General features: G+C 63.8%; 18 protein-coding genes and 1 pseudogene. 9 read left to right on the forward strand and 10 right to left on the reverse strand.

Translation table 11 applies throughout. The features are described from left to right. Window positions 1–4 precede the first annotated feature (4 nt). Window positions 5–415: pseudogene (locus HALZIN_RS0106955) on the forward strand (isocitrate/isopropylmalate family dehydrogenase); the annotation flags it as partial. 246 nt (window positions 416–661) lie between these two features. Here the strand turns inward: HALZIN_RS0106955 and HALZIN_RS0106960 are convergent. Continuing rightward, on the reverse strand, window positions 662–1,240 hold the full coding sequence (locus HALZIN_RS0106960; RefSeq protein ID WP_031383510.1) for a superoxide dismutase: 579 nt from the start codon (window positions 1,238–1,240) through the stop codon (window positions 662–664). A gap of 222 nt (window positions 1,241–1,462) precedes the next feature. On the opposite strand from HALZIN_RS0106960, the gene HALZIN_RS0106965 reads away from it, so the two are divergent. The 4 genes from HALZIN_RS0106965 (at window position 1,463) to msrA (ending at window position 9,047) form a co-directional block, all read left to right on the forward strand. After that, the gene (locus HALZIN_RS0106965; protein WP_031383511.1) at window positions 1,463–2,308 is read left to right on the forward strand and encodes a hypothetical protein; all 846 of its coding nucleotides are present in this window, start codon (window positions 1,463–1,465) and stop codon (window positions 2,306–2,308) included. A gap of 121 nt (window positions 2,309–2,429) precedes the next feature. Next, window positions 2,430–4,307 carry an autotransporter assembly complex protein TamA gene (gene tamA, locus HALZIN_RS0106970; protein ID WP_031383512.1) on the forward strand — a complete coding sequence of 626 codons (1,878 nt, stop codon included), beginning with the start codon at window positions 2,430–2,432 and terminating at the stop codon, window positions 4,305–4,307. Beyond that, window positions 4,304–8,353: an autotransporter assembly complex protein TamB gene (tamB, locus tag HALZIN_RS0106975; protein WP_236254970.1), complete on the forward strand. Its 4,050-nt coding sequence runs from the start codon at window positions 4,304–4,306 to the stop codon at window positions 8,351–8,353. The genes tamA and tamB overlap by 4 nt, the downstream gene beginning before the upstream one ends. A gap of 58 nt (window positions 8,354–8,411) precedes the next feature. After that, complete coding sequence (gene msrA / locus HALZIN_RS0106980; RefSeq protein ID WP_035575215.1) at window positions 8,412–9,047, forward strand: peptide-methionine (S)-S-oxide reductase MsrA; 636 nt, start codon at window positions 8,412–8,414, stop codon at window positions 9,045–9,047. Window positions 9,048–9,087: 40 nt separating this feature from the next. On the opposite strand, the gene HALZIN_RS0106985 is transcribed toward msrA, so the two are convergent. The 9 genes from HALZIN_RS0106985 to can form a co-directional block, all read right to left on the reverse strand. Continuing rightward, window positions 9,088–10,110: a hydrolase gene (locus tag HALZIN_RS0106985; protein ID WP_031383515.1), complete on the reverse strand. Its 1,023-nt coding sequence runs from the start codon at window positions 10,108–10,110 to the stop codon at window positions 9,088–9,090. A gap of 51 nt (window positions 10,111–10,161) precedes the next feature. After that, window positions 10,162–11,484: a Xaa-Pro dipeptidase gene (gene pepQ, locus HALZIN_RS0106990; RefSeq protein WP_031383516.1), complete on the reverse strand. Its 1,323-nt coding sequence runs from the start codon at window positions 11,482–11,484 to the stop codon at window positions 10,162–10,164. After that, window positions 11,481–12,392, reverse strand: coding sequence for a LysR family transcriptional regulator (locus HALZIN_RS0106995; RefSeq protein WP_031383517.1), 912 nt, complete (start codon window positions 12,390–12,392; stop codon window positions 11,481–11,483). Before HALZIN_RS0106995 ends, pepQ begins: the two co-directional genes overlap by 4 nt. Window positions 12,393–12,536: 144 nt before the next feature. Next, complete coding sequence (locus HALZIN_RS0107000) at window positions 12,537–13,595, reverse strand: ABC transporter ATP-binding protein (protein WP_231662691.1); 1,059 nt, start codon at window positions 13,593–13,595, stop codon at window positions 12,537–12,539. Continuing rightward, window positions 13,592–14,620 carry an ABC transporter ATP-binding protein gene (locus HALZIN_RS0107005; RefSeq protein ID WP_031383519.1) on the reverse strand — a complete coding sequence of 343 codons (1,029 nt, stop codon included), beginning with the start codon at window positions 14,618–14,620 and terminating at the stop codon, window positions 13,592–13,594. Before HALZIN_RS0107005 ends, HALZIN_RS0107000 begins: the two co-directional genes overlap by 4 nt. A gap of 4 nt (window positions 14,621–14,624) precedes the next feature. Further along, window positions 14,625–15,581 carry an ABC transporter permease gene (locus tag HALZIN_RS0107010; protein ID WP_031383520.1) on the reverse strand — a complete coding sequence of 319 codons (957 nt, stop codon included), beginning with the start codon at window positions 15,579–15,581 and terminating at the stop codon, window positions 14,625–14,627. Further along, window positions 15,578–16,624: an ABC transporter permease gene (locus tag HALZIN_RS0107015; RefSeq protein ID WP_031383521.1), complete on the reverse strand. Its 1,047-nt coding sequence runs from the start codon at window positions 16,622–16,624 to the stop codon at window positions 15,578–15,580. The genes HALZIN_RS0107010 and HALZIN_RS0107015 overlap by 4 nt, the downstream gene beginning before the upstream one ends. A gap of 130 nt (window positions 16,625–16,754) precedes the next feature. Beyond that, complete coding sequence (locus tag HALZIN_RS0107020; protein WP_031383522.1) at window positions 16,755–18,344, reverse strand: ABC transporter substrate-binding protein; 1,590 nt, start codon at window positions 18,342–18,344, stop codon at window positions 16,755–16,757. Between the two features lie 188 nt (window positions 18,345–18,532). Continuing rightward, the gene (gene can, locus HALZIN_RS0107025; RefSeq protein ID WP_031383523.1) at window positions 18,533–19,189 is read right to left on the reverse strand and encodes a carbonate dehydratase; all 657 of its coding nucleotides are present in this window, start codon (window positions 19,187–19,189) and stop codon (window positions 18,533–18,535) included. A gap of 143 nt (window positions 19,190–19,332) precedes the next feature. Between can and gorA the strand changes: the two genes are divergently transcribed. From gorA to HALZIN_RS0107045, 4 genes are all read left to right on the forward strand, one after another. Continuing rightward, window positions 19,333–20,694: a glutathione-disulfide reductase gene (gorA, locus tag HALZIN_RS0107030; protein WP_031383524.1), complete on the forward strand. Its 1,362-nt coding sequence runs from the start codon at window positions 19,333–19,335 to the stop codon at window positions 20,692–20,694. Between the two features lie 300 nt (window positions 20,695–20,994). Next, window positions 20,995–21,573 carry a diaminobutyrate acetyltransferase gene (gene ectA / locus HALZIN_RS0107035; RefSeq protein ID WP_031383525.1) on the forward strand — a complete coding sequence of 193 codons (579 nt, stop codon included), beginning with the start codon at window positions 20,995–20,997 and terminating at the stop codon, window positions 21,571–21,573. A 104-nt stretch (window positions 21,574–21,677) separates the two neighbouring features. Continuing rightward, window positions 21,678–22,943 (forward strand): diaminobutyrate--2-oxoglutarate transaminase, encoded by a 1,266-nt coding sequence (gene ectB / locus HALZIN_RS0107040; protein ID WP_031383526.1) that lies wholly within the window; start codon window positions 21,678–21,680, stop codon window positions 22,941–22,943. Between the two features lie 99 nt (window positions 22,944–23,042). Beyond that, on the forward strand, window positions 23,043–23,438 hold the full coding sequence (locus HALZIN_RS0107045) for an ectoine synthase (protein WP_031383527.1): 396 nt from the start codon (window positions 23,043–23,045) through the stop codon (window positions 23,436–23,438). Window positions 23,439–23,464 lie beyond the last annotated feature (26 nt).

Raw genomic sequence — 23,464 nt, forward strand, 5'->3', positions numbered from 1 at the left:
TCCAATGAGCCAGACGATTGCAGTACTTAAAGGCGACGGCATCGGTCCCGAAATCATGGACGCCACACTGCGCGTCCTGAGTGCGCTGGACTGCGGGCTGCATTATGAGTTTCTGGATGCCGGGCTGACTGCGCTGGACAAGCATGGCCAGCCGATGCCTGATGAAACGATCGAAGCGATCCGGAAGCATCGCATAGCCCTGAAAGGTCCACTGACCACCCCTGTCGGGGGCGGGTTTACTTCCCTGAATGTCCAGCTGCGCCGTGAATTCGATCTTTATGCCAATGTCCGCCCTGCGATCAGCTTCCCCGGGACTCGCTCGCGCTATGAAAACATTGACTTGATCACGGTGCGCGAAAATACCGAGGGTGCTTATCTTTCCGATGGGCAGAGCCTCACCGATGATGGGGAGACGGCCCGTGATCAAGTGACGCCTGATATGGGCGGCACCGGAACGACCGATACCTTTGCTGATGCTCTGGTGGCTCACCTGCACGGCTGAGAAGCGGATAACCCGGCTGTCAGGGAAAACCGACCGTTTGAGGTGGTCAAACCATGATCGCCGACGCCGTGATCGAGTCACTCTGAACCCCTCAGCCCCTCGGAACCGAATTGATCAGTGGTTACCTGAGTGCCTGGGAGCGTTTGGCGATCCGGATACTCAATTGAAGTTCTGGGCGACGAAATCCCAGTTGACGACGTTCCACACCGCATCCAGATACTTGGGTCGCGCATTGCGATAGTCGATGTAATAGGCATGTTCCCAGACATCGATCGCCAGCAAGGGCGTCTGGCCGTGGGCGATCGGGGTATCGGCATCGTCGCTATTGACGATGTCGACGCCACCCTCGGCGGTCTTGATCAACCAGGTCCAGCCCGCACCGAAGTTGGTCGCCGCCTTGGCGTTGAATGCATCCTTGAACGTATCGAAGGAGCCGAACTTGGCGCCGATGGCCTCGGCCAGTTCTCCCGCCGGTTGGCCACCGCCGTCGGGCGACAGGCAGTGCCAGTAGAAGGTGTGATTCCATACCTGAGCCGCCTGGTTGAACAGCTCGCCGGACGCCGACGTGATGATCTCCTCGAGCGACCTGCTCGCGTCGCCGGTGCCCTGGGTCAGCTCATTGAGCTTGGCCACATAGGCCTGGTGGTGCTTGCCGTAGTGGTATTCGAGCGTTTCGGCACTGAGGTGCGGCTCAAGCGCATCCTTTTCATAGGGCAGTGCGGGTAATTCGAACGCCATCGATGAGCTCCTGTTTCTTTTCTTTTCAGCCGACAGCCAGCGTGGAATACAGACCGGGTAAAAAAACCTTACAATACCAAGCATCTGCGTCAGCTCAGGTCGCAACATATTATCAGCCTGGGGTATGCTCGCAAATTCCGTAGCTCGAGTTCGGTGCGATCAACAGCGCAGCGAAGCAATGATGGCGAACACGCTACCGCCAGGTATAGACGAGGAGAATCCATGGTGGATCGCGCTGACGAACCACGCCTGACGACCCCGATCGTTCCGGGCCCCGGCGATGAACTGACGACGCATCGGCCGGCGGGTAACGCTCGGGGAACCCGCGTCTGGCCGTTGTGGGTGCTGGCTTGCCTGCTGTTGGCCGGGTTGACGACGTTGGCCTGGTTGTACTGGACGGACCGCCAAGGCTGGCAGGCAACCCAGCGCGAGCTCGAAGGGCAGATTTCCAACATGCATGCCAGGCTGGATGGTTTCGACGATGGCCGCGGCATGTCGCCCGAGCAACTATCGAACAAGCTCGGCGCTCTCGGCGAGGACCAGCAATCATTGGCCCAACAGCTCGGCGAGTTGCGTACGACTGTCGAAGGTCTTGAGCAAAGCGCAGCCGAGAGCACGCGTATCGACGCTCTTGTACAGCGGCTCGACGGCCTGGAAGCCCAGGGCGACACATTGGCTGCCACCCTCGATGCCACCCGCCGTTCGCTGACCGCACTCGAGAAGCAGGGGAACGAAGCCCGCCAGGGGTTGTCCGATCGCTTGTCACGCCTCGCCAGCGATCAGCAGCAGGCGACTCAGCGGCGAGAGACGCTGGCCCAGCGCACCGACGAACTGGCCCGGACTCAGCGCACCATGCAGCAGCAGCTCGCGGCGCTGGGTGACCTTGAAGCACGCATCGCCAAGCTCGGCGAGCGTGTCGACTCGCTGAACGAGACCCGCCAAGCCGGCCAGGATCAACAGCAGCTGCTGCAGGCGCGAATCGACGAAATCCGCGCCGCAATCACGGAATTGCGCCAGAATCAATTGGCGATCAATGCCAGCCTGGAGAGCTTGAGCGTCGGCAATTGATCATCTGATCATCGGAAATGTCATCAGGGAGCTACGGACTAGAATGGAAGCAGGCCTACCGAATCGCTGCGATGACTGCGCTCTCGACGACACCTTCCCGCGGGCCGGCGCGCGCTAACTCATGCAGCGGCGCTATCTCGTTGCCGTGCTGGTCGCCGCCGTGCTGGTCGCGAACGGCAGCCGTGCATGGGCGATCGAGACCCGTGTCGACGGGCTCGAAGGGCCGGAGGCCAACAACGTGGTCAATTACCTGGCCGAGCTGGAAGCGGCGGATTACGGCAGGGCGCGCCTGAAATCGGAAATACAGCGACGCAGCCGCGAAGCGCTCAAGGCCTACGGGTATTACGAACCCACGATCGACGTGAGCCTGAAGACCGGGGATGACGCACAAGCCGTCGAACGTGCCGTGGTCACCATCGATCCGGGGCCACGGGTGATGATCGAAACCCTGGATATCCAACTGACAGGCGATGCCAGCGACGATCGCTATTTCCTCGACGCCATCGATGCCATGCCGCTCGAGGAGGGCGAGCCGCTGCTGCACGCGCCTTACGAGGACCTGCGCAGCCAGCTTTCGACATTGGCGGCCGAGCGCGGCTACTTCGATGCGGCGTTTCCCCGCCACCGTATCGAAGTGCGGCCCTGGCAACAGAGCGCACGAATCTACCTGACGCTGGATAGCGGCGAGCGCTATCGCTTCGGTCGGGTCAGCTATTCCGGCAGCCAGATCGACGTCGCCAAGCTGCGTAACATGTTGCCGTTCGACGCAGGCGACCCCTACCTGGCCGGGCAATTGGCCGAATACAATCAGCGGCTTGGCCAGACCGGCTGGTTTCGTGGTATCAGCGTCAGGCCGCGTATCGAAAGCGGCGCCTCGCTGGCCCAGGCTCAGCTCAACTGGTGGCAAGCTGTCGATCGCCGGCCGCTCGACGCCGCTCCGGCGGGGCCAAGCGGCCAAGCGCAACCCGTATTGCTCAGTGCCTCGGCCCTCGACGCGACGCGCAACGTCGCCACGCCTGGGCCGCCACGAGTGCCGGTCGACGTCAGCCTGATTCCCGCCGACCGCCATCAATTCGAAGTGGGTATCGGCTATGCAACCGACGTCGGGCCGCGCACCCAGTTCTCCTGGGACCAGCCGTGGCTCAACGCGGACGGTGACAGCCTCTACCATGAGCTGTATCTATCCGCCCCCGAGCAGCAATTCAGCGGCACCTACCGCATGCCTCTGGCCGATCCGCTGCGCGACAGCTACGAGTTGCAGTACGGGATCAAAAACCTCGACAACGAAGACACCCAGAGCCTGGAAGCCTCGGTGGAGCTGGCCCGCCAATGGGTCTTCGACAACGGCTGGACCCAGCGGCTCTACGTGCGCTCCACCTACGAGGACTTCAAACAGGCCGATCAGGATGAACAGGTGCTGCTCTACTACCCGGGCATCAGCTGGTCCCGCATCCGTACTCGCAACCCGCGTTTTCCCACCTGGGGGGACAGCCAGCGGCTATCGCTGGCCGTTTCGGATACCCTTTGGGGCTCGGACGCCACCTTCGTGCGGGGCACGCTGGACTCACAGTGGATTCGCATGCTCGGCAGCGATTATCGCTTCATCGGCCGGACCAGCATCGGCGCGATGAGCACCGACGATTTCGACAAGATTCCGCCGTCGTTGCGCTTCTTCACCGGCGGCGATCGCAGCGTCCGCGGGTATGGCTACGAAAGCCTTGCACCGCGCAACGAAGACGGCAAGCTGCTGGGCGGGCAGCAGAAATTCGTCGCCAGCATCGAGGCCCAGCGTCGCTTGAGCGGCAACTGGTGGGGCGCGGCCTTCGTCGATACCGGTAATGCCTTCAATGACTGGTGGCCACAGGACCTGGCGACCGGCGCCGGCCTGGGCGTTCGCTGGGTCTCGCCGGTCGGCCCCATCCGGCTGGACATCGCGCACCCCTTCGACAATGAGGAGGACTCGTGGCGGCTGCATTTCGCCATAGGGCCCGAATTTTGATCATTCCCTTTTTCCGCTTGATGCTCTGGTTGCCGCTGTGGTTGCTTGGGCTGATTGTGCTGCTGGCAGGCCTGGGGTTGTCGCCCTGGGGGACAGCCTGGCTGGCCGGGCAGGGCCAGCAACGTGGCTTGTTCGAGTTCGAGCGCATCAGCGGTTCGCCGCTGGACACGTTCACGCTCGAGGGCTTCGCCATGCAAGCTGGCCCAGCGCGCGTGCGCGTGGGACGCCTGCGTTTGGCCTGGGCCGAGGAGTGTCTGCTGGATGGCCGTCTATGCCTGGATTCTCTCGAACTCGAGAATGTCGATGTCAGGCTCAAACAGTCCGCCCCCGCGCCGGCCACCGAGCAAGCCCCTGGCGAATCGGGCGGTCTGCCATCGATCGCCGTGCCGTTTCCCATCGAGCTGCGAGCGCTGTCGGTCGACGACGTGACGATACGGCTGGCTGACGGCACGCGCCTCGAGTGGCAGCGTTTCACCAGCGGGGCGCGCATCACCGGTAACGAACTCACGCTGTTGCCGACCCGTCTGGCCCAGGCGCGCTTGCAGTTGCCGCAATCGCCCGGCCAGCGACTCGCCGCGGCGGATGCCGAAGCAACCAGCGATGGGCCGCCGATCAGTGCCACGGCGATCGATGCAAGCATCGCGATCACCGCTGTGGATTCTTCCACGCCGGTAGCCGGGGCCGATGGAGCGGGCGCCACCAAACCGGGCAATTCGACACTCCTCGAGACACAGCCGCGACGCTCGCTTCCAGAAATCGAACTGCCGCTGACGGTACGCGCTCCTCGCATCGTGGTCAGCGATTTTCGCCTCGTGGGCTCTTCGCCTCGCCGCATCGATCACCTGGCGCTGAATCTCTCGGGCGAAGGTCACGAGGTGCGCCTGCAAAGCCTGGCCCTGGCCACGCCGGACGCCGATGTACAGCTATCGGCATCGGTCGCCTTGCGCGACGATTATCCGCTGTCGGCCAGCCTCGAAGGCGTCGTCCACCAGCCGCCGCTCGCCGGGCAGCGGCTGAATCTCGAGGTTTCCGGTTCACTGGCCGATTTGACCGCCGACATCGAGGCCAGCGGCCCGGTCAGCGCCTCGCTCAGTGCCAATGCCGACGTCCTGGCGCCGACCGTGCCCTTCGAGCTCAATGTCGATGCCAAGCAGCTGGCCTGGCCGCTGGCCCCGGCGGCGAGCGTCGATGTCGAGGCCGCGCTGGCCGTCAGCGGCGTCACGCTTGAGACTGGCGACACCCCGCTGACATCACGGGTCAGCCCCCCCGAGTATCGCGTGGACGATCTGCAGTTACGCGCCGAAGGCGATCTCACCGGTTACCGCGTGGCGCTGCAGGGCCGGGTCTCCGGCCAGGCGCTGCCCGACAGCGTCGACATAGGCCTGACGGGGAACGGCGATCTCGAGCGTTTCGCCTGGCTGCCGTTGTCGCTCTCCGCCGCCGAGGGCGCGCTGATCAGCCGTGGCGAGGTGCGTTGGGCGCCGACGCTTGCGGTCGAGGCCTCCGTCAATCTCGAGAATTTCGCCCTGGGCGCCGTCACCCAGGCGGTCGACGGCACGCTAAACGGCGATACCCGGGTGCGTTTCACCCAGCAGGAGCAAGGCTGGCGGCTGGCGGTGCCAGAGCTGGCGGTCGACGGCACGTTGCAGGGACGACCGCTGTCGCTGCAAGCCAAGCTCAACGGCAACAGCGACATGCGCTGGCAGATCGACACGCTGGACCTGAGCCAGGGCCGCAATCGCCTGACCGCACAGGGCACGATGGCCGATACCCTCGACCTTGCCGGTCGCCTCGACGCGCCGGCGCTGGATTCGCTGCTGCCTGCGCTCGGCGGCTCGCTCAGTGGTCGTTTCAGCCTGGGCGGGACGCTCAAGACGCCGCAGATCACCGCCGAATTGCAGGGCAGCGACCTGCGTTACGCCGCCAACAGCATCGGCTCGCTGTCGCTGGAAGCCGATGTCGCCGGCCTCGACGACCCGAAACTGGCTATCGAACTGGCCCTCGAGGAGGTCATGGCGGGTGGGCAGCGCCTCAGCCAAGTGGATCTCGCGATCGATGGACGGCTCTCGCAGCACCGTCTGGACCTGTCGATGCGGGCCGGCGAAAACAGGCCGTTGTCACGCGCCTCGCTGCGTATCGATGGTGGGCTGAATGCCGAGCGAAGCGGTTATCGAGGTCGACTGTCGTCGCTCGAGATCGACAGCGAGCAGGCCGAACTGCGCCTTGCCGAAGCGACGCCCTTCGCCGTCGATCTGGCCGCCAGCCGCTTCACCCTGCAGCCATTCTGCCTGGTCCGCCAGCAGGGCGGGCGGCTGTGCGCCACGCAGACGCTGCAGGCGTCGCCCGATCAGGGCCGGGCGGTGATGGCCGTGCAGCAGTTGCCCATGGATCTGCTGGGAATGGTCCTGCCCGAGCAGTGGAACGCCGCCGGTCAGAGCGACGGCCAGTTCGAATTCACCTGGTCGGCCGGGGCCAGCCGTTGGCAAGCCAACGCCGAGCTTCGCAGCCAGCTCGATCTCAAGGGGCTCGATGCCTACGGCAAGCCCTGGAGCCTGCCGACGACGCGGCTTGCGCTGAATCTCGACGCCAATCCCACCCAAGCCAGTGTCGAGGCCCGGGTGAGCGTCGATGAGGCCGGGACTGTTCAGCTGCAAGCGGATATCGACGACCCCACCGGCAAGGCAACGCTGGATGGCCAGCTGAACGTCGACGGGGTGGCCCTTTCCCCCTATCAGGCGCTAGTGGCCGGCGTCGATACACTGCAGGGAACGCTCGACGGGAGTGTCGCCCTGGCCGGCGCGTTGAGCAATCCCGAACTCGACGGCCAGCTCACCCTCGACGGGCTGCGCGCCCAAGGCGGCGAAGTGCCGGTCGAGATACGCGACGGCCGCCTGGCGATCGCCCTGGACGGACGCCAGGCAGATATCCAGGGCTTCGTCGCCGCCGAACGCGGTCGCCTGGAGCTGTCCGGCGACGCTCGCTGGCCCGAGCCCGGCCAGTGGCAGGCCGAATTGGCAATCGAAGGCGTCGAGCAGCCGCTGGAGGTGACGCTGCCCGAATTCGGTCGCCTGCGGGTGGCGCCGGACCTGCAGATCTCGGCCTCGCCGGATCTCTTGCAGCTTCGCGGTCGCGTCGATATCCCCTGGGGACGCCTGGAAATCGGCCAGTTGCCGGCCTCGGCGGTATCGCCGAGCAGCGATGAGGTGATCATCACCCGGCGCGACGAGCAGCGCGCCCGGCGCGAGGCGGCCAAAGCCGCCGATCAGGCGGCCAAGGGCACCGACGAGGCGACCGCCCAGGCGCTGTCGGAGGCCGGCATGCGTCTTGACGTGCGCGTCGACCTGAGTATTGGCCCCGACGTACGCATCGCTGCCTATGGCCTCGCGGCCGAGTTGACCGGCAACCTGCAAGTACGCCAGGGCAGCGGTCCGGTGCAGCTGTTCGGCGACGTCAACCTGATCAATGGCGAATACAGCGCGTTCGGTCAGGATCTGCTGATTCGCAAGGGACAGGTGCTGTTCAGCGGCCCGGCCTCGCAACCGCGCCTGCAGTTCGAGGCGATCCGCAACCCGCAAGCCACCGAGGATGGCGTGATTGCCGGGCTGCGCGTCAGCGGGCCGGCCGAACAGCCCAATCTTGAAGTGTTTTCCGAGCCGGCCATGGCCGAGAGCCGTGCGCTCTCCTACCTGCTGCGCGGTCGCGCCCCGGACGATGCCGGCGGTGACGGCGCTCTGACCTCGGCACTGATCGGATTGTCGCTGTCGCGCACCGGCAGCGCCGTGGGCCGCCTGGGCCAGGCGTTCGGCGTGGAGGATCTGAGCCTGGACACCGCCGGCAGCGGTGATAAGAGCCAGGTGGTGGTCAGCGGCCAGCTGTTCGAGAACCTCGAGGTCAGTTACGGCGTCGGGGTGTTCTCGCCGATCGCCGAGCTGACGCTGCGCTATAAGCTGATGCAGAATCTCTATCTGGAGGCGGTGACCGGGGCGACCCAGGCCGTGGACCTGATCTACAGTTTCAGCCTCGGGCGCAGCAGCGCTTCGCCTTGAGCCCGTTGCCGCACGACGGGAGCGGATCAATTTTCATCATTGCAGAGAGACAGACGCCATGTGGAGTCGAGACAAGCAGCGCATGCCTACGCCGGACCAGGCCCTGCCGGGGCGCGACCAGGCGATGGCGATCAGTGGCATTCACGCCGTCACGCAGCGCTCGATGCTACCGCCTTTCCCGGCGGGCTGCGAGGAGCTCGTGCTCGGCTTGGGCTGCTTCTGGGGTGCCGAGCAGTTGTTCTGGGAATTGCCCGGAGTCCACGTCACGGCGGTGGGTTATGCCGGCGGCTACACGCCCAACCCGAGCTACAAAGAGACCTGTACCGGCATGACCGGACATGCCGAAGTCGTCCGGGTGATCTTCGAGCCGACCGTGATCGGCCTGCCGGAATTGCTGCAGGTGTTCTGGGAGGCCCACGATCCCACCCAGGGGCTGCGCCAGGGCAACGATATCGGCAGTCAGTACCGTTCGGCGATCTACACCACCGACGCCGATCAGCAGGCGCTCGCCGAGCACAGCCGGGCGCGTTACCAGCGGGCCCTGGACAGCGAAAACATGGGGCCGATCACCACCGAGATCGCGCCGCTCAAGGCGTTCTATTATGCCGAAGAGTATCACCAGCAGTACTTGATGAAGAATCCCGGCGGCTATTGCGGCCTCAAGGGGACCGGGGTGAGTTGTCCGATCGGCTAGGCAGGCAAGCTGCACCACGCCTGTGGGCAAATCGCCGTTGTCAGGAACGGCTGGTGGCGCTCCTGGCGGGGGTCGGAAGGCTCGCCCAATCCCTGAGCTGGCGACCCACGCGGTCGACCAGCCAGGGGTGCAGGCGACCGCCACGGGTTTCGATGAAGCCGGCATGGCCACCCTGGCGGGCCACCTCGATACGCACGGCATCGCTGGCCATCGGCAGCCGCGAGAACAGATCGCTCGGCATGAAGGGATCGTCGTCGGCGTGCAGGATCAGCATCGGCAGCTCGATGTCACCGAGCAATCGGCCGGCCGAGGCGCGATGATAGTAGTCGCTGGCCGAAGTGAAGCCATGCAGCGGGGCGGTCACCTCGTTGTCGTAGGCCCAGAAACTGTCGAGGCGTTCGAGCTGAGAGGCGGCGAGATTGATCGGTAGCGGACCGCTGGCCATCTTGGCGGCGATCTTGGCCCTGAGCGTCTTGAGCAGGTGACGCTGATAGAAGCGCGCAAAGCCGCTGTTCAACGCGTCGGCGCTGGCGGCCAGATCGAGCGGCGCGCTGATGACGATGGCGCCGGCCAGGTCGAGACCATCACCGCCTTGTTCGGCGACCAGCTTGGCCAGCATGTTGCCGCCCAGCGAAACGCCGGCGGCGACCTTGGTGGCGCGCGGATAACGCAGCGCCAACTGGCCGATCAGCCAGTAGGCATCGGCGGTATCGCCGGAATGATAGGCCCGCGGCAGGCGATTGGGCGCCTGACCGCAGCCGCGATAGTGCATGAGCAGCGCCCGCCATCCAAGGCGGCTGGCCATGCCCAGCAGATCGCGGGCGTAGGGCGAATCGAACGAACCCTCGAGGCCGTGAAACAGAACGAACAGCGGCGCGTCGTCGGCGAGCGGCGCGGGGCGAACCCACGCCAGTTCGACGAAATCGCCGTCGGGCAGATCGAGAATCTCGACGTCGCGTTCCAGCGCTGCCAGCGGCCGCAAGCGCGGCAGCAGCGTCTGGACGTGACGATTGCCCAGACCGCGCGCGGCGCAAAAGGTGGCTGGAACGATGCTGCGTGCCATGGTAACCGCTTCCCTATGATCGCTTCTCCAGCATATCCCGACTGCGGCTGCTTACAAGCTATCCGTGGCGTTGTCGCGCGTCAGATTGATCGGCCCACCATGGCCGATGGCGATGTCGTCCTCGATGCGAATGCCGCCATGCGGCGCCAGGCGCGTCACGCCGGGCCAATCGATGTGGCGTCCCGCCGGCTGATCACGCAGCGGTTCGAGTAGCATGGGAATTATATACAATCCGGGTTCCATGGTGATTACCATGCCGGCTTCCAGGGGGCGGGTCAGGCGCAGCGCCGGATCGCGTTCGGGCGCCGGCAGCGGCTCGCCGCGGGCATCGCGACGCCCGGCGACGTCATGCACCTGCAGGCCCAGCGAATGGCCCAGTCCGTGCGGACAGAAAGCCCGGGTGATCCCGCTTTCGACCGCCGCTTCGGGGGAGCATTCGATCAGCGCCTGCTCGCTGAGCAGGCGACCCAACTCGAGATGCATCTGCGCGTGCAGCGCGACGTAGTCCACCCCCGGGCGCAACTCGGCGATCAGCCGTTGCTGAAACCGCTCGACGCCTTCGATCAGCGCCGCGAACTGCGGGTCGGCGTCACGGCCGGCCCAGGTACGGGTGATGTCCGAGGCATAGCCGGCGACGCGCCGCCCGGCATCGAGGAGCAGGCTGTGGCGACGCACGGCGGGCTGGATATCGTAATGCTGGTAGTGCAGCACCCCGGCGTGTTCATTGAGACCGACGATGTTCTGATACGGTACCTGCGACTCGCGCTGACGGCTGGCCTTGAGATAGGCGAGCTGGATGTCGAGCTCGGCGGCACCGGCGTCGAAGGCCCCGCGGGCCGCTTCATGGCCGGCCAGCGCCAGCCGGTTGGCCTCGCGCAGACAGGCGATCTCGTAAGCGCTCTTGCGTACGCGCAATTCATCGAGGGCCTGGCAAAGCGCGAGCGGGTTGAGCGCGGCTCCCAGCCGCTCGGCGGTGCCGGCGTCGACGTCGCCGACAATCGCCAGCCGGCCCTGGGGGAACGGCGGCGGCGCGGTTTCGTCGCTGGCCTCGAGGGTGAAGCGCCGGGTCCAGGCGGCCTGGGGCAACGACGGCGTCAAGTGCCAGAAATCCACCGGGGCATGAAAGCGCAGCAATGGCCGTTGGCCCGGGCGGATCAGCAGCCAGCTGTGCTCGATGCCGGCGAGCGGTACCCAGTGCAGAAAGTGTGCGAAGGTCGCGAAACTGGCCTGCTGGTCGTCGCCGAAGAAGTGCCGGGGCGCGCCGCTGTAAAGCAATACGCCCTCGTAGCCGTGAGCCTCGAGCAGCCGGGCGTAGGCGTGTTCCAGGCCCTCGAGATGGGCAGCGTGCTGGTCGTCGAGACGCGTTTCGCTCATGACGGTGTCTCCTGCAATTGTTGCCATAGCTCATCGAGGCCGGGATGGCGGTGCGCTCGGCGTCGGTAGAGGCGCACCTCGAGCGGTACGTTCCAGCGCGCGGGCCCGGCGCGTACCAGCTCGCCTGAATCCAGTGCACGTTGGGCGACACGCTGGGGCAGCCAGCCGAGCCCGTAGCCTTGAATCACCAGTTCCTTGATGTTGGCGGTCTGCACGTTCTCGTTGAGCGTGCTCAGATAACACGGCTGGGTGAGGCGCATCAGGTGCGCCTCGATCACCTTCTGGATCAGCCCGCGCGGGTGATAGGCGATACACGGCAACGGCTGGCGGCGCTGGCCGGGCAGGGCGAAGCGCGGCTGTCCGCTGTCGTCGGGGGCGCAAACCGGCACCAGTATCTCGGTGTCGATGGGCAGGTATTCGAAGCCGCTGGTGTCGACATCCAGCGATACCCTCTGGCGCGGCCAGTAGCATAGCGCGAGGTCGCATTCGTCGCGATCCAGGGCCTGGAAATAATCGGCGAGCAACCAGCTGGTGGCGCGCAGGTAGGGCTCGACACGCTGCTGCAGGCGGTGCTGGTCAAGCCAGCCCGGCAGAATATAGGACAGTGCGCTCTGGGGCGCGGCGATCACGATCCGCCGGGTCTGATTATCGGCGATCTGGCCGATACGCTCGCGTGTCAGCCGTACCCGCTCGGTGATCTGCTCGCACAGGCGCAGAAACTCCTCGCCGGCCGGGGTCAGCGTCAGCGGCAAGGTCTGGCGATCGACGAGGGTGACGCCCATCTCTTCCTCGAGCAGCTTGATGCGTCGCGAAAAGGTCGGCTGGGTGACGTTCTGTGTTTCGGCGGCCCGCGAGAAATGACGCGTTCTGGCCAACGTGATGAAGTCTTCCAACCAGCGAATCTCCATCGATTACCTCGTTTGCTAACACGCGTGATGGGTCGCCAGGGTGAGCCGGCGGGCCTGCTAACGGCGCTGCCCCGGGCGAGCCGGGGCAGGCGCTGATTGTGCCATGTCGACACGCGTTGCCATAGCGAACGACTTAGGACTTCCTTAGATGCGTCCCTCCTCGACACCATGGCACGCCACCTGGCTGCCCTGGGCCTCGATCAATTGCGGGATCTCGCGCCGGCAACGCTCAAAGGCATGCGGACAGCGGCCGTGGAATACGCAGCCCGAAGGCAGCTTGACCGGAGTGGGCACTTCGCCCGAAAGCTTAATATGCTCGGGCTTTTCGTCCTCGAGACGCGGGATCGCCGAGAGCAGCGCCTGGGTATAGGGGTGGCGCGGGCTGTCGAACAGCGAACGAGTTTCGGCCACCTCGCAGATGCGCCCCAGGTACATCACCACCACGCGGGTACCGAAGTGCTCGACCACTGCCAGGTCATGGGTGATGAACAGATAGGTGAGGTGATGGGTCTGCTGGGCGTCCATCAGCAGGTTGAGCACCTGCGCCTGGATCGACACGTCGAGCGCCGAGATCGGTTCGTCGGCGACGATGAACTCGGGTTCCACGGCCAGCGCCCGGGCGATGGCGATGCGTTGACGCTGGCCCCCCGAGAACTCGTGACCGAAGCGCTTGCCCCATTCCGGGTCGATGCCGACCGAGGCCATCACCTCGGCGATCTTGTCGAGGATCTGCTGAGGGTTCCAGTCGGGATGGTGAAAGCGCAGCGGCTCCTCGAGCGTCTGCTGGATACTCATGCGCGGGTTCAGCGACGCATAGGGATTCTGGAAGATCATCTGCATGCGCCGGCGATAGGGCAGCAACTGGCGCGGGCTGAGATCGTCGATGCGCTGGCCGTCGTAGCGGATCTCGCCGGCGCTGGGATGCAAGAGTCCCATCACCATGCGCGCCACCGTGGACTTGCCGCAGCCGGACTCGCCGACCACGCACAATGTCTCGCCGCGCTTGACGTCGATATCCACGCCGTTGATGGCATGCACGAATTCCTGGCGACGCTTCAGCTTGCCGCCTTCAAAGTGCAGCTGTTCGAGGAAGTCGCCGGAAAGCGGGAAGTGCTTCTCGAGCCCGCGAATCTGCAGCAGTGTTTCGCCGGCCCGGGCGGAATCGCCGCCCGGGCGCTGCGAGGGTTTCATGAGCTCGCTCATGGGGCCTCCCGTTGTTCGTTGCACTCGGCCGGGCGTTGTTCGACCAGTTCACGCACCATGTGGCAGGCGACGTCGCAATTGCCCGAACGCACGAACGCGGGTATCACCTCGCGACAATCACGCCGGCGTTCGCCGTAGGCATCCACCGAGAAGCTGCAGCGTGGATGAAAGGCGCAGCCGGATGGCGTATTGGACAGGCTGGGCATCGCGCCGGGAATCTGGTTGAGGCGCTGGCCCGGGGTGGCCATCTGCGGCAGCGCATTGATCAGCCCCTGGGTGTAGGGATGCTGCGCGTCATTGATGATCTCGCGGGTCGGCCCCTGCTCGATCACCCGGCCGGCGTACATCACCAGCGTGCGCTGGGTGACCTGGCTGACCACCCCCAGGTCGTGGGTGATCAGGATCAGCGCCACGTTGTGCTTCTCGCACAACTCCAGCAACAGCTCCATGATTTCCGCCTGGATGGTCACGTCGAGCGCGGTGGTCGGCTCGTCGGCGACGATCACGTCGGGATCGAGCAGCAACGCGATGGCGATGATGATGCGCTGACGCATGCCGCCGGACAGCTCGTGCGGATACTGGTCCAGGCGCCGCTCGGGCGAGGGGATGTAGACTTGGCGCAGCTTGTTGAGGGCGATCTCGCGGGCATCGCGACTGCGGATACGGCGGTGCGCCTTGAGACATTCGATCATCTGCTCGCCGATGGTCAACACCGGATTGAGCGTCATCATCGGATCCTGGAAGATCATCGATATCTGATTGCCGCGCACCTGCTGCAATTCGCGGGGCTTCATGGTGGTCAGTTCGCGGCCGTCGAAACGGATGCTGCCGCCGGCGATGTAGCCCGGTTTGGCGATCAGATTGAGAATGGTGAATGCGGCCACCGACTTGCCGGCGCCGGACTCGCCGACGATCCCCAGGCGCTCACCCCGGTCCAGCGTAAAACTGACGCCACGTAGCGCCTTGACTTCGCCCCGGCGCAGGGCGAAGCGCACATCGAGATTGGAAACTTCGAGTAAAGCCATGCGGTCAGCCCTTGTAGAGTCGCGGATTCATGACGTCGCGCAGCCAGTCGCCGAGCAGGTTGATCACCAGCACCAGCACCACCAGCACGGCACCTGGAATCAGCGTGATCCACCAGGAACCCGACTGCAGATAGTCGAAACCGGACTTGATCAGTGAGCCCAGCGACGGCTGGGTCTCGGGCATGCCCAGGCCGAGGAACGACAGCGCCGCCTCCGAGATGATGGCGTTGGCGATCTGCACGGTGGAGATGACGAAGATCGGCGACAGGGTGTTGGGCAGGATGTGCCGGAACATGATGCGCTTGGCGCGAAAACCCATCACCCGCGCGGCATCGACGTACTCCTTGCTGCGCTCGGCGAGCACCGAGGCGCGTACCGTGCGCGCGTATTGCGGCCATTCGGCGAGACCGATGATCAGCACCAGGATGAACACCGCGTATTCGCTGTAGGTGGCGCCGCCGAAGCTGGCCTTGATCACCGCGCCGACGATGATCGCCACCATCAGCGTGGAAAACGACAGCTGGATATCGGCCATGCGCATCAGAAAGGCGTCGACGCGCCCACCCAGGTAGCCCGCGAGCAGGCCGAAGGTCACCCCCAGCAGGGCCTGCAGAATCACCGCGCCGAAGCCGATGATCAGCGAAACGCGGGCCCCGTAGAGGATCGTCGACAGCAAGTCGCGACCCTGAGCATCGGTACCCAGCAGATATTGCGGATCGCTGCCATCGATCCAGAACGGTGGCAGTTCCGAGGCGAGGATATCGATCTGGGCCAGATCGTAGGGATTCATTGGCGACAGCCAGGGCGCCAGGATCGCCGCGGCCACCAGCGCGACGAAGACGGCGAAGCAGAGCTGGGCAATCCAGTCGCGCTTGAAGCTATACAGCACGTAGGAGCTGCGAAAGCGCGCCCAGCGCGAGGAAGGAGCGGAGGTGGAGGATGAAGTCGGGGCGGTAGTCATGCGGGCTTCCCTGTGAGTTTCACGGTGGGATTGACCAGACCGTAGATCAGATCGACCAACGTATTGGTGATCACGAAGATCAGGCCGACGATCATCAGATAGGTGACGATGAGCGGAATGTCGGAGCGCTCGATGGCATCGAGGAACATCAGCCCCACGCCGGGCCACTGGAAGACCGTTTCGGTGAGGATGGTGTAGGCGACCAGGGTGCCGATCTGCACGCCGCCCACGGTAATCACCGGCAGCATGGTGTTCTTCAACGCATGCAGGAAATAGATGCGGCGCATGCTGATGCCCTTGGCCTTGGCAAACTTGACGTACTCGGACTGCAGCACCTCGAGCATTTCGGCGCGAATCAGCCGAATGAACAGCGGCAGCATGATCGAGGCCAGCGATATCGCCGGCAGCACCAGATAGGTGAGGCCTTCCAGCGAGGCGAAGTTGGTACTCCAGGTTCCGAATACCGGGACCACGTCGCCGCGCCCGTAGGCGGGCATGCCGCCGTCGGTGGACAGCAGTCCGTTGAGCCAGCTGCCCCACCCGGTATCGGCGGGAAAGGGCGTGATCTGTACGCCGATGGCATATATCTGGATCAGCACGATCGCGGTGAGGAACACCGGTATCGAAATACCCACGATCGACACGCCCATGAACAGCCGCGACAGCGGCGAGCGTGGCTTGATGGCGCTGTAGACGCCGATCGGCACCGACAGCAGGATGATCAGCAGCGTCGTTGCGAACACCAGCTCCAGCGTCGCCGGCAGGTAACGCAGGACGACGTCGATGGTCGGCTCGCCATAAAAATAGGAATAGCCGAAATCGAAATGCATGGCATTCTTGGCGAAGCGCAGATACTGCACCATGAACGGGTCATTGAGGCCCAATTCTTCACGCAATATGGCGCGCTCGCTCTCGGGAACCGACTGACCGACCATTTGCTGGATGGGGTCGCCGAGGTTGTCCTGGATGGCGAAGCTGATCACGCTGATGATGAACATCACCAGGAAGGCGTGAAACAGGCGCTTGATCAGAAAGGCAATCATGGATTGCGGGCCCTGTTGGCAGACGAAAGGCACCTGGGCGACTGTCGGCCGCCAGGGCGCTTCCTTGACGTGAGTTTCGACGACTGGCCACCCACCGGCTGGATGCCGGCGAGTGGCGGATGGGTAGCGCCTATTCCGGTTTGATGACGACGTCGCCCAGGTAGGGGAAGTTCATGACATTGAGTACCGGCTCGATCTGGACGTTGGTGTCGGCGGCCCAGGCCAGGTCCTGCCAGTGCAGCGGAATGAAGGCGGCATCGTCGTAGATGGCCTTCTCCGCGGCCTGCAACATCTCGGCACGCTTGGCGCGATCGGTCTCGAGATTGGCGTCGCGCACCAGCTGATCGACTTCCGGATTGCAGTACATGCCAGCGTTGTACTGACCGGCGCCGGTGTCGGCATCGGGACAGAACGTCAGGTACTCGAAGAAGTTCGCCGAGTCCTGGGTGTCGGATTGCCAGCCGATCATCATCATGTCGGCAGCGCGAGCGTCGAATTCCGACCAGTACTGGGCCTTGGGCAGCGTCTTCAGATCCACCGTGACGTTGATCCGCGCCAGCATGGCCGCGACCGCCTGGGCGATCTGCGCGTCGTTCACGTAGCGGTTGTTGGGCGCCATCATGGTGATGCTGAAACCGTCCTCGTAACCGGCTTCCTTCATCAGCTGCTTGGCTTTTTCCAGGTCGTAGCGCGGCTCAAGGTCCGGGTTATACCCAACGTAGCCTTTCGGCGAAAGTTGCGCCGCCGGCGTGGCGAAGCCCTTCATCAGGCGCTCGGCGATGGCTTGCTGATTGACGGCATAGACGAAGGCCTTGCGGACCTTGGGATCCTTGAAGGCCTCGACGCGCTCCTGATTCATCTGCAGCATGATGATCCGGGTGCCGGACATGGTCACCAGCTTGACGCCCTCGGCCGCGCGCACGCGCTCCAGATCGTTGGGCGGCACCGGCGAGATGAAATCGACGTCGCCGGAGAGCAGGGCGGCTACACGGGTGGCATTCTCGCTGATCGGAGTCAGCACGATATGATCGGCGTTGCCCGGTGACTGCTTGTCCCAGTAACCCTCGAAGCGCTCGAACTCGACCTTCACGCCCTGCTGACGCTGGGTGACGGTATAGGGTCCGGTTCCCGAGACGTTGCGCGACGCGAAGGAGTTGCCGTTCTTGACGATCGCGCTCTTGTCCTTGCCGTTCTCGGTCTTGCCGCTGTAGAACTCGCTGTCCATCGGGAAGATATAGGTGGCCAGGTTCAACAGCAGCGGATAGGGCTTCTTGGTATTGAGATTGATGGTGTAATCGTCGACCACTTCGACGCTCTCGACCGGCTCGAAGATCGCCTTGAAATCGGCGCTGCGCTTGAGGCGCTCGACGGTCCAGGCGACGTCCTTGGCGGTGAAAGGGTTGCCGCTGTGAAACTTGACGCCTTTGCGCAGGTTCATCTGCAGCGTGGTGTCGTCGAGCTGTTTCCAGCCGGTGGCCAGGCGCGGCTCGAACTGCAGGTCCTGATTCCAGCGCACCAGGGGGTCGAAGGTCAGGTGAGATAGCTGGAGTATTCCACCGGACAGCTGTTCCTGAATGTCCAGCGAGACAGGGTCGGCGTCGTAGGCGACGCGCAAGGTAAGGTCTTTGCCATCACCCGTGACGTCCTTGGCGGCTGCGGCCATGGGCAGGCATAGCGAGGCACCCACCAGGGTGGCAAGCAGTGTTTTCTTATGAATCATGTCAAAGCCCGAAATGGTTGATTGTTCGTTGTATGACCCTTGGGTCCCTGTATCACCATAGAGAGCGGGGCGGAGCGGGACAATCGAAAAACCGACAGGCGTCATGCGTGTCGCGTATGGCACTTACATTTCACGCCACTCGCCACCCCGTTCGATGATGCCTTGCCGTCAGCCCGAGCACGGCATGCTCAGTCCGTCGGTGTCGTCGGTTCGATGCGGTCGACGCGGTAGAGTTGCGAGACCTGATTGAGGCCTTCGATGGTGCAATCGAGATCGCTGACGCGTCCGTCGCTGAGCCCATAGACCCAGCCATGCACGGCGAGCGATTGGCCGCGCAGCCAGGCGCGCTGGATGATCTTGGTCTGGCACAGGTTCGCGACCTGAGCGCGAACGTTGTGCTCGCACATGCGGTCGACCTGGGTGTCGAGCGGCAAGTCCTTGAGGCTGTCTCGATGACGGCTGTAGAGCTCGCGTATCGAGTGCAGCCAATAGTCGACCATGCCGAATTCGCCGCCGGTAATCGCTGCCTTGACACCGCCGCAACCATAGTGGCCGACCACCATGATATGCCTGACCTCGAGCACGTCGACGGCGAACTGGACCACCGACAGGGCGTTCATGTCGTTGTGCTGGAGAAGGTTGGCGACGTTGCGATGGACGAAGACCTCGCCGGGGGGAAGATCGATGATCTGGTTGGCGGGAACCCGGCTATCCGAGCAGCCAATCCATAGATAGTCCGGATTCTGCTGTTGCGACAGACGCGCGAAGAAGTCCGGGTCCTGGCGACGCACGTTTTCTGCCCAGTCGCGGTTGCGCTCCAGCAGACGCTTCATTTCGGTTTTCATATAGGGGACTCCTTATGGTCAGGCCGCTCGACGGCTAGCATTCTTTATCAACGCCATAGAGAGGGTCAATGGCAAGGAGGCCTCCCGGCAAGCCGACACGGCTGTTATCATCGCCGCCAATAAGTAGACAGGAGAGGAAGCAAGTGGCTGAGTACGATTACGATCTGTTCGTCATCGGCGCCGGCTCGGGGGGCGTGCGTGCCGCACGTACCGCCGCCGCGACCGGGGCCCGAGTTGCCATCGCCGAGGACCGCTATCTCGGGGGCACCTGCGTCAACGTGGGTTGCGTACCCAAGAAACTCTATTCCTACGCTGCGCACTTCCATGAAGCCTTCGATGACAGCGCCGGCTTCGGTTGGCAATTGCCCGAAGCGCCGCGCTTCGACTGGGCCACCCTGCGCGACAACAAGATCGCCGAGATCAAGCGTCTCAACGGTATCTACAACCGGCTGCTCGATAACGCGGGGGTGACCCTGATCAACGCCCGCGCCAAGGTCGTCGATGACCATCGCGTCGAGGTCAATGGCGAGATGCTGAGTGCCGAGAAGATCCTGGTGGCGGTCGGCGGCTGGCCGTGGATTCCGGATTTTCCCGGCAACGAGCATGTGATCGATTCCAATCGGGTATTCGATCTCGCCGAATTTCCCAGGCGTTTCCTGGTGCTGGGCGGTGGTTATATCGCCGTCGAGTTCGCCAGCATCTTCAACGGCCTGGGCAGCGAATCGCATCTGGTCTACCGCGGCGCACTGTTCCTGCGCGGCTTCGATCATGAAGTCCGTGAGTTCACCCGCGACGAAATGTGCAAGAAAGGCGTCAACCTGCACTTCGAAACGACCATCGAGGCCATCGAAAAACAGGGCGATGTCCTTCAGGTGACGCTGACCAACGGCGAGACCCTCGAAGTCGACGCCGTGCTCGCGGCGACCGGCCGACGCCCGCAGCTGGCCGGGCTGGGGCTGGATCAGCTCGATGTCGCGCTCAACTCCGACGGCACGCTCAAGGTCAACGAGCGCTACGAGACGTCGATTCCCTCGATACTCGCGCTCGGCGACGTCACCGGCGGCCCCGAGCTGACCCCCGTGGCGCTGGCCGAGGCCATGCACATGGTGCAGCACCATTTCACCTCGAATCCACCGGGGCCGCTGGATTATCAGAACATTGCCACCGCGGTGTTCTGCCACCCCAATATCGGCACGGTGGGGCTCAGCGAGGAGGAGGCGCGTGCCGACTTCGGCGAGGTGCGCATCTATACCGCCGATTTCCGGCCGATGAAGCACACCCTCTCGGGCAGCGACGAGCGCTGCCTGATGAAGCTGGTCGTCGACGATACCAGCGACCGTGTCGTCGGCGCGCACATGGTCGGCGAAGAGGCGGGCGAGGTCATCCAGGCCATCGCCATCGCCGTACGCGCGGGGCTGCGCAAGACCGACTTCGACGCCACGATCGGTATACACCCGACCGGCGCCGAAGAGTTCGTCACCATGCGTACGCCCAGCCGACGCTGAGGCGACACTTGCCTGCGGCCTTTGGCTACAAGAGCCACCAAGGCCGCCGTGTTCTAAAATGGGCCACCCTTGGGTGGCCCGTGCTTTTTGCGCCACGTCAGCTCGTCCGAGGCGTTCGAATCCTTCCGGGATCCCTGCCCGATAAGCGTGCCTGATTGGACTAGACTTGCGGTAGATAATCATTTGACCGATTGATAATCATGCGTTATGGAGTGCATCAAGACTGATAACCGACTCTTTGATTAATCGCTAAGTGCCTGTTAAAATTCTTCCTAAAATTCGCAACGGCGAACCGAACTCATGAACATGACATCCCAGCCTTTCATCCCCTCGGCCGATTTGGCGAAGCCCAGCGTCGCCGATGCCATAGTGGGTCATGATCACAACCCCTTGTTCCTTCGCAAGCCCACCACCGACGATGGCTGGGCCATCTACGAACTTGTCAAGTCCTGCCCGCCGCTCGACGTCAACTCCGCCTATGCCTACCTGCTGTTGGCGACCCAGTTTCGTGACAGCTGTGCCGTTGCCACCGACGAGGAGGGCGAGGTGGTCGGCTTCGTCTCGGGTTATCCCAAGCGCAACGCGCCGGACACGTATTTCCTGTGGCAGGTCGCCGTCGGCGAGAAGGCGCGTGGCACGGGGCTTGCCCGGCGGTTGGTCGAGGCCGTGATGCGGCGCCCGCAAATGGCTCAGGTGCGGCATATGGAAACCACCATCACGCCGGACAACCAGGCGTCGTGGGGGTTGTTCAAACGTCTCGCCGATCGCTGGCAAGCACCGCTCAACAGCCGCGAGTACTTTTCCACCGACCAGCTCGGTGGCGAGCACGACCCGGAAAATCTGGTGCGCATCGGGCCATTCGATCCCGAGCGCATCTGATCGATTGTGCTGAGATCGGCTCTGTCTCTTTATGACGTCCAGCGTCTGGACGTCACGTCATCACACGTCACTTTTTTCTATTCTCTATCGACCCGGAGGTCGTAATGCACACACAGATTCTCGAACGCATGGAATCCGAAGTCAGAACCTATTCGCGCTCCTTTCCTGTCGTCTTCACCAAGGCGCAGAATGCCCGCCTGACCGACGAGAGCGGCCGAGAGTACATCGACTTTCTGGCCGGCGCGGGCACGCTCAACTACGGGCATAACAATCCGCATATCAAGCAGGCGTTGGTCGATTACCTGGCGTCGGACGGCATCGTTCACGGCCTGGACTTCTGGACCGCCGCCAAGCGCGACTATCTCGAGGCTCTCGAGGAAGTGATTCTCAAGCCCCGCGGGCTCGACTACAAGGTGCATCTGCCGGGGCCGACCGGCACCAATGCCGTCGAGGCGGCAATCCGCCTGGCGCGGGTGGCCAAGGGGCGTCACAACATCGTCACCTTCACCAATGGCTTTCATGGCGTGACCATGGGCGCGCTGGCCACTACCGGCAATCGCAAGTTCCGCGAGGCGACCGGCGGCATTCCCACCCAGGGCGCTGCCTTCCTGCCCTATGACGGCTACATGGGCGAGGCGATCGATACGCTGGACTACTTCGAGAAGCTGCTGGGCGACAAGTCCGGCGGTCTCGATACGCCGGCCGGGGTAATCGTCGAGACGGTGCAGGGCGAGGGCGGCATCAACGTGGCCGGCCTCGAATGGCTCAAGCGTCTGGAAGGCATCTGCCGGGCCAATGACATCCTGTTGATCGTCGACGACATCCAGGCAGGCTGCGGGCGTACCGGCAAGTTCTTCAGCTTCGAACACGCCGGCGTCACGCCCGACATCGTCACCAACTCCAAATCGCTGTCCGGCTATGGCTTGCCGTTCGCGCATGTGCTGATGCGTCCCGAGCTCGACAAGTGGAAGCCCGGTCAGTACAACGGCACGTTCCGCGGCTTCAATCTGGCCTTCACGACCGCCGCCGCCGCGATGCGCAAGTACTGGAGCGACGATGTCTTCGAACGTGACGTGCAGCGCAAGAGCCGGATCGTCGAGGAACGCTTCCAGAAGATCGCCGCCTGGCTGGGCGAGCAGGGCATCGAAGCCAGCGAGCGTGGCCGCGGGCTGATGCGCGGTATCGATGTGGGCAGCGGCGAGATCGCCGACAAGATCACCCACAAGGCGTTCGAGAATGGCCTGATCATCGAAACCAGCGGCCAGGATGGCGAAGTGGTCAAGTGCCTGTGCCCGCTGACGATTACCGACGAGGACCTGCTCGAAGGTCTCGATATCCTGGAATCCAGTACCCGCCAGGCCTTCAGCTGATACTCTGGCGTCACCATCGCGCCGCTCGCAGCGAGTCGGCGAATGGTGACTCAGTCACCCGTCGACACCCCGTCGGCTTGTCATACCAAGGAGATCACCATGATCGTTCGCAATCTCGAGGAAGCGCGCCAGACCGACCGGCTGGTTACCGCAGCGAATGGCAACTGGGACAGTACGCGGCTGTCTCTTGCCGACGATGGCGGCAAATGCTCGTTCCACATCACGCGGATCTTCGGCGGTACCGAGACCCATATCCATTACAAGCATCACTTCGAAGCGGTCTATTGCATCGAAGGCAAGGGGGAAGTCGAGACGCTGGCCGACGGCAAGCTCTGGCCGATCGGTCCGGGCGATATCTACATCCTCGACCAGCACGACGATCACATGCTGCGCGCCTCAGAGACGTTGGTGCTGGCCTGTGTGTTCACCCCCGGGCTGACCGGCAACGAAGATCACCGTGACGATGGCTCCTACGCACCCTCCGGAGAGCTCTGAGCCAATCGCCAGCTCGGCAAGAAGCC

Source organism: Halomonas zincidurans B6 (assembly GCF_000731955.1).
GTDB classification, from domain to species: Bacteria; Pseudomonadota; Gammaproteobacteria; order Pseudomonadales; family Halomonadaceae; genus Modicisalibacter; species Modicisalibacter zincidurans.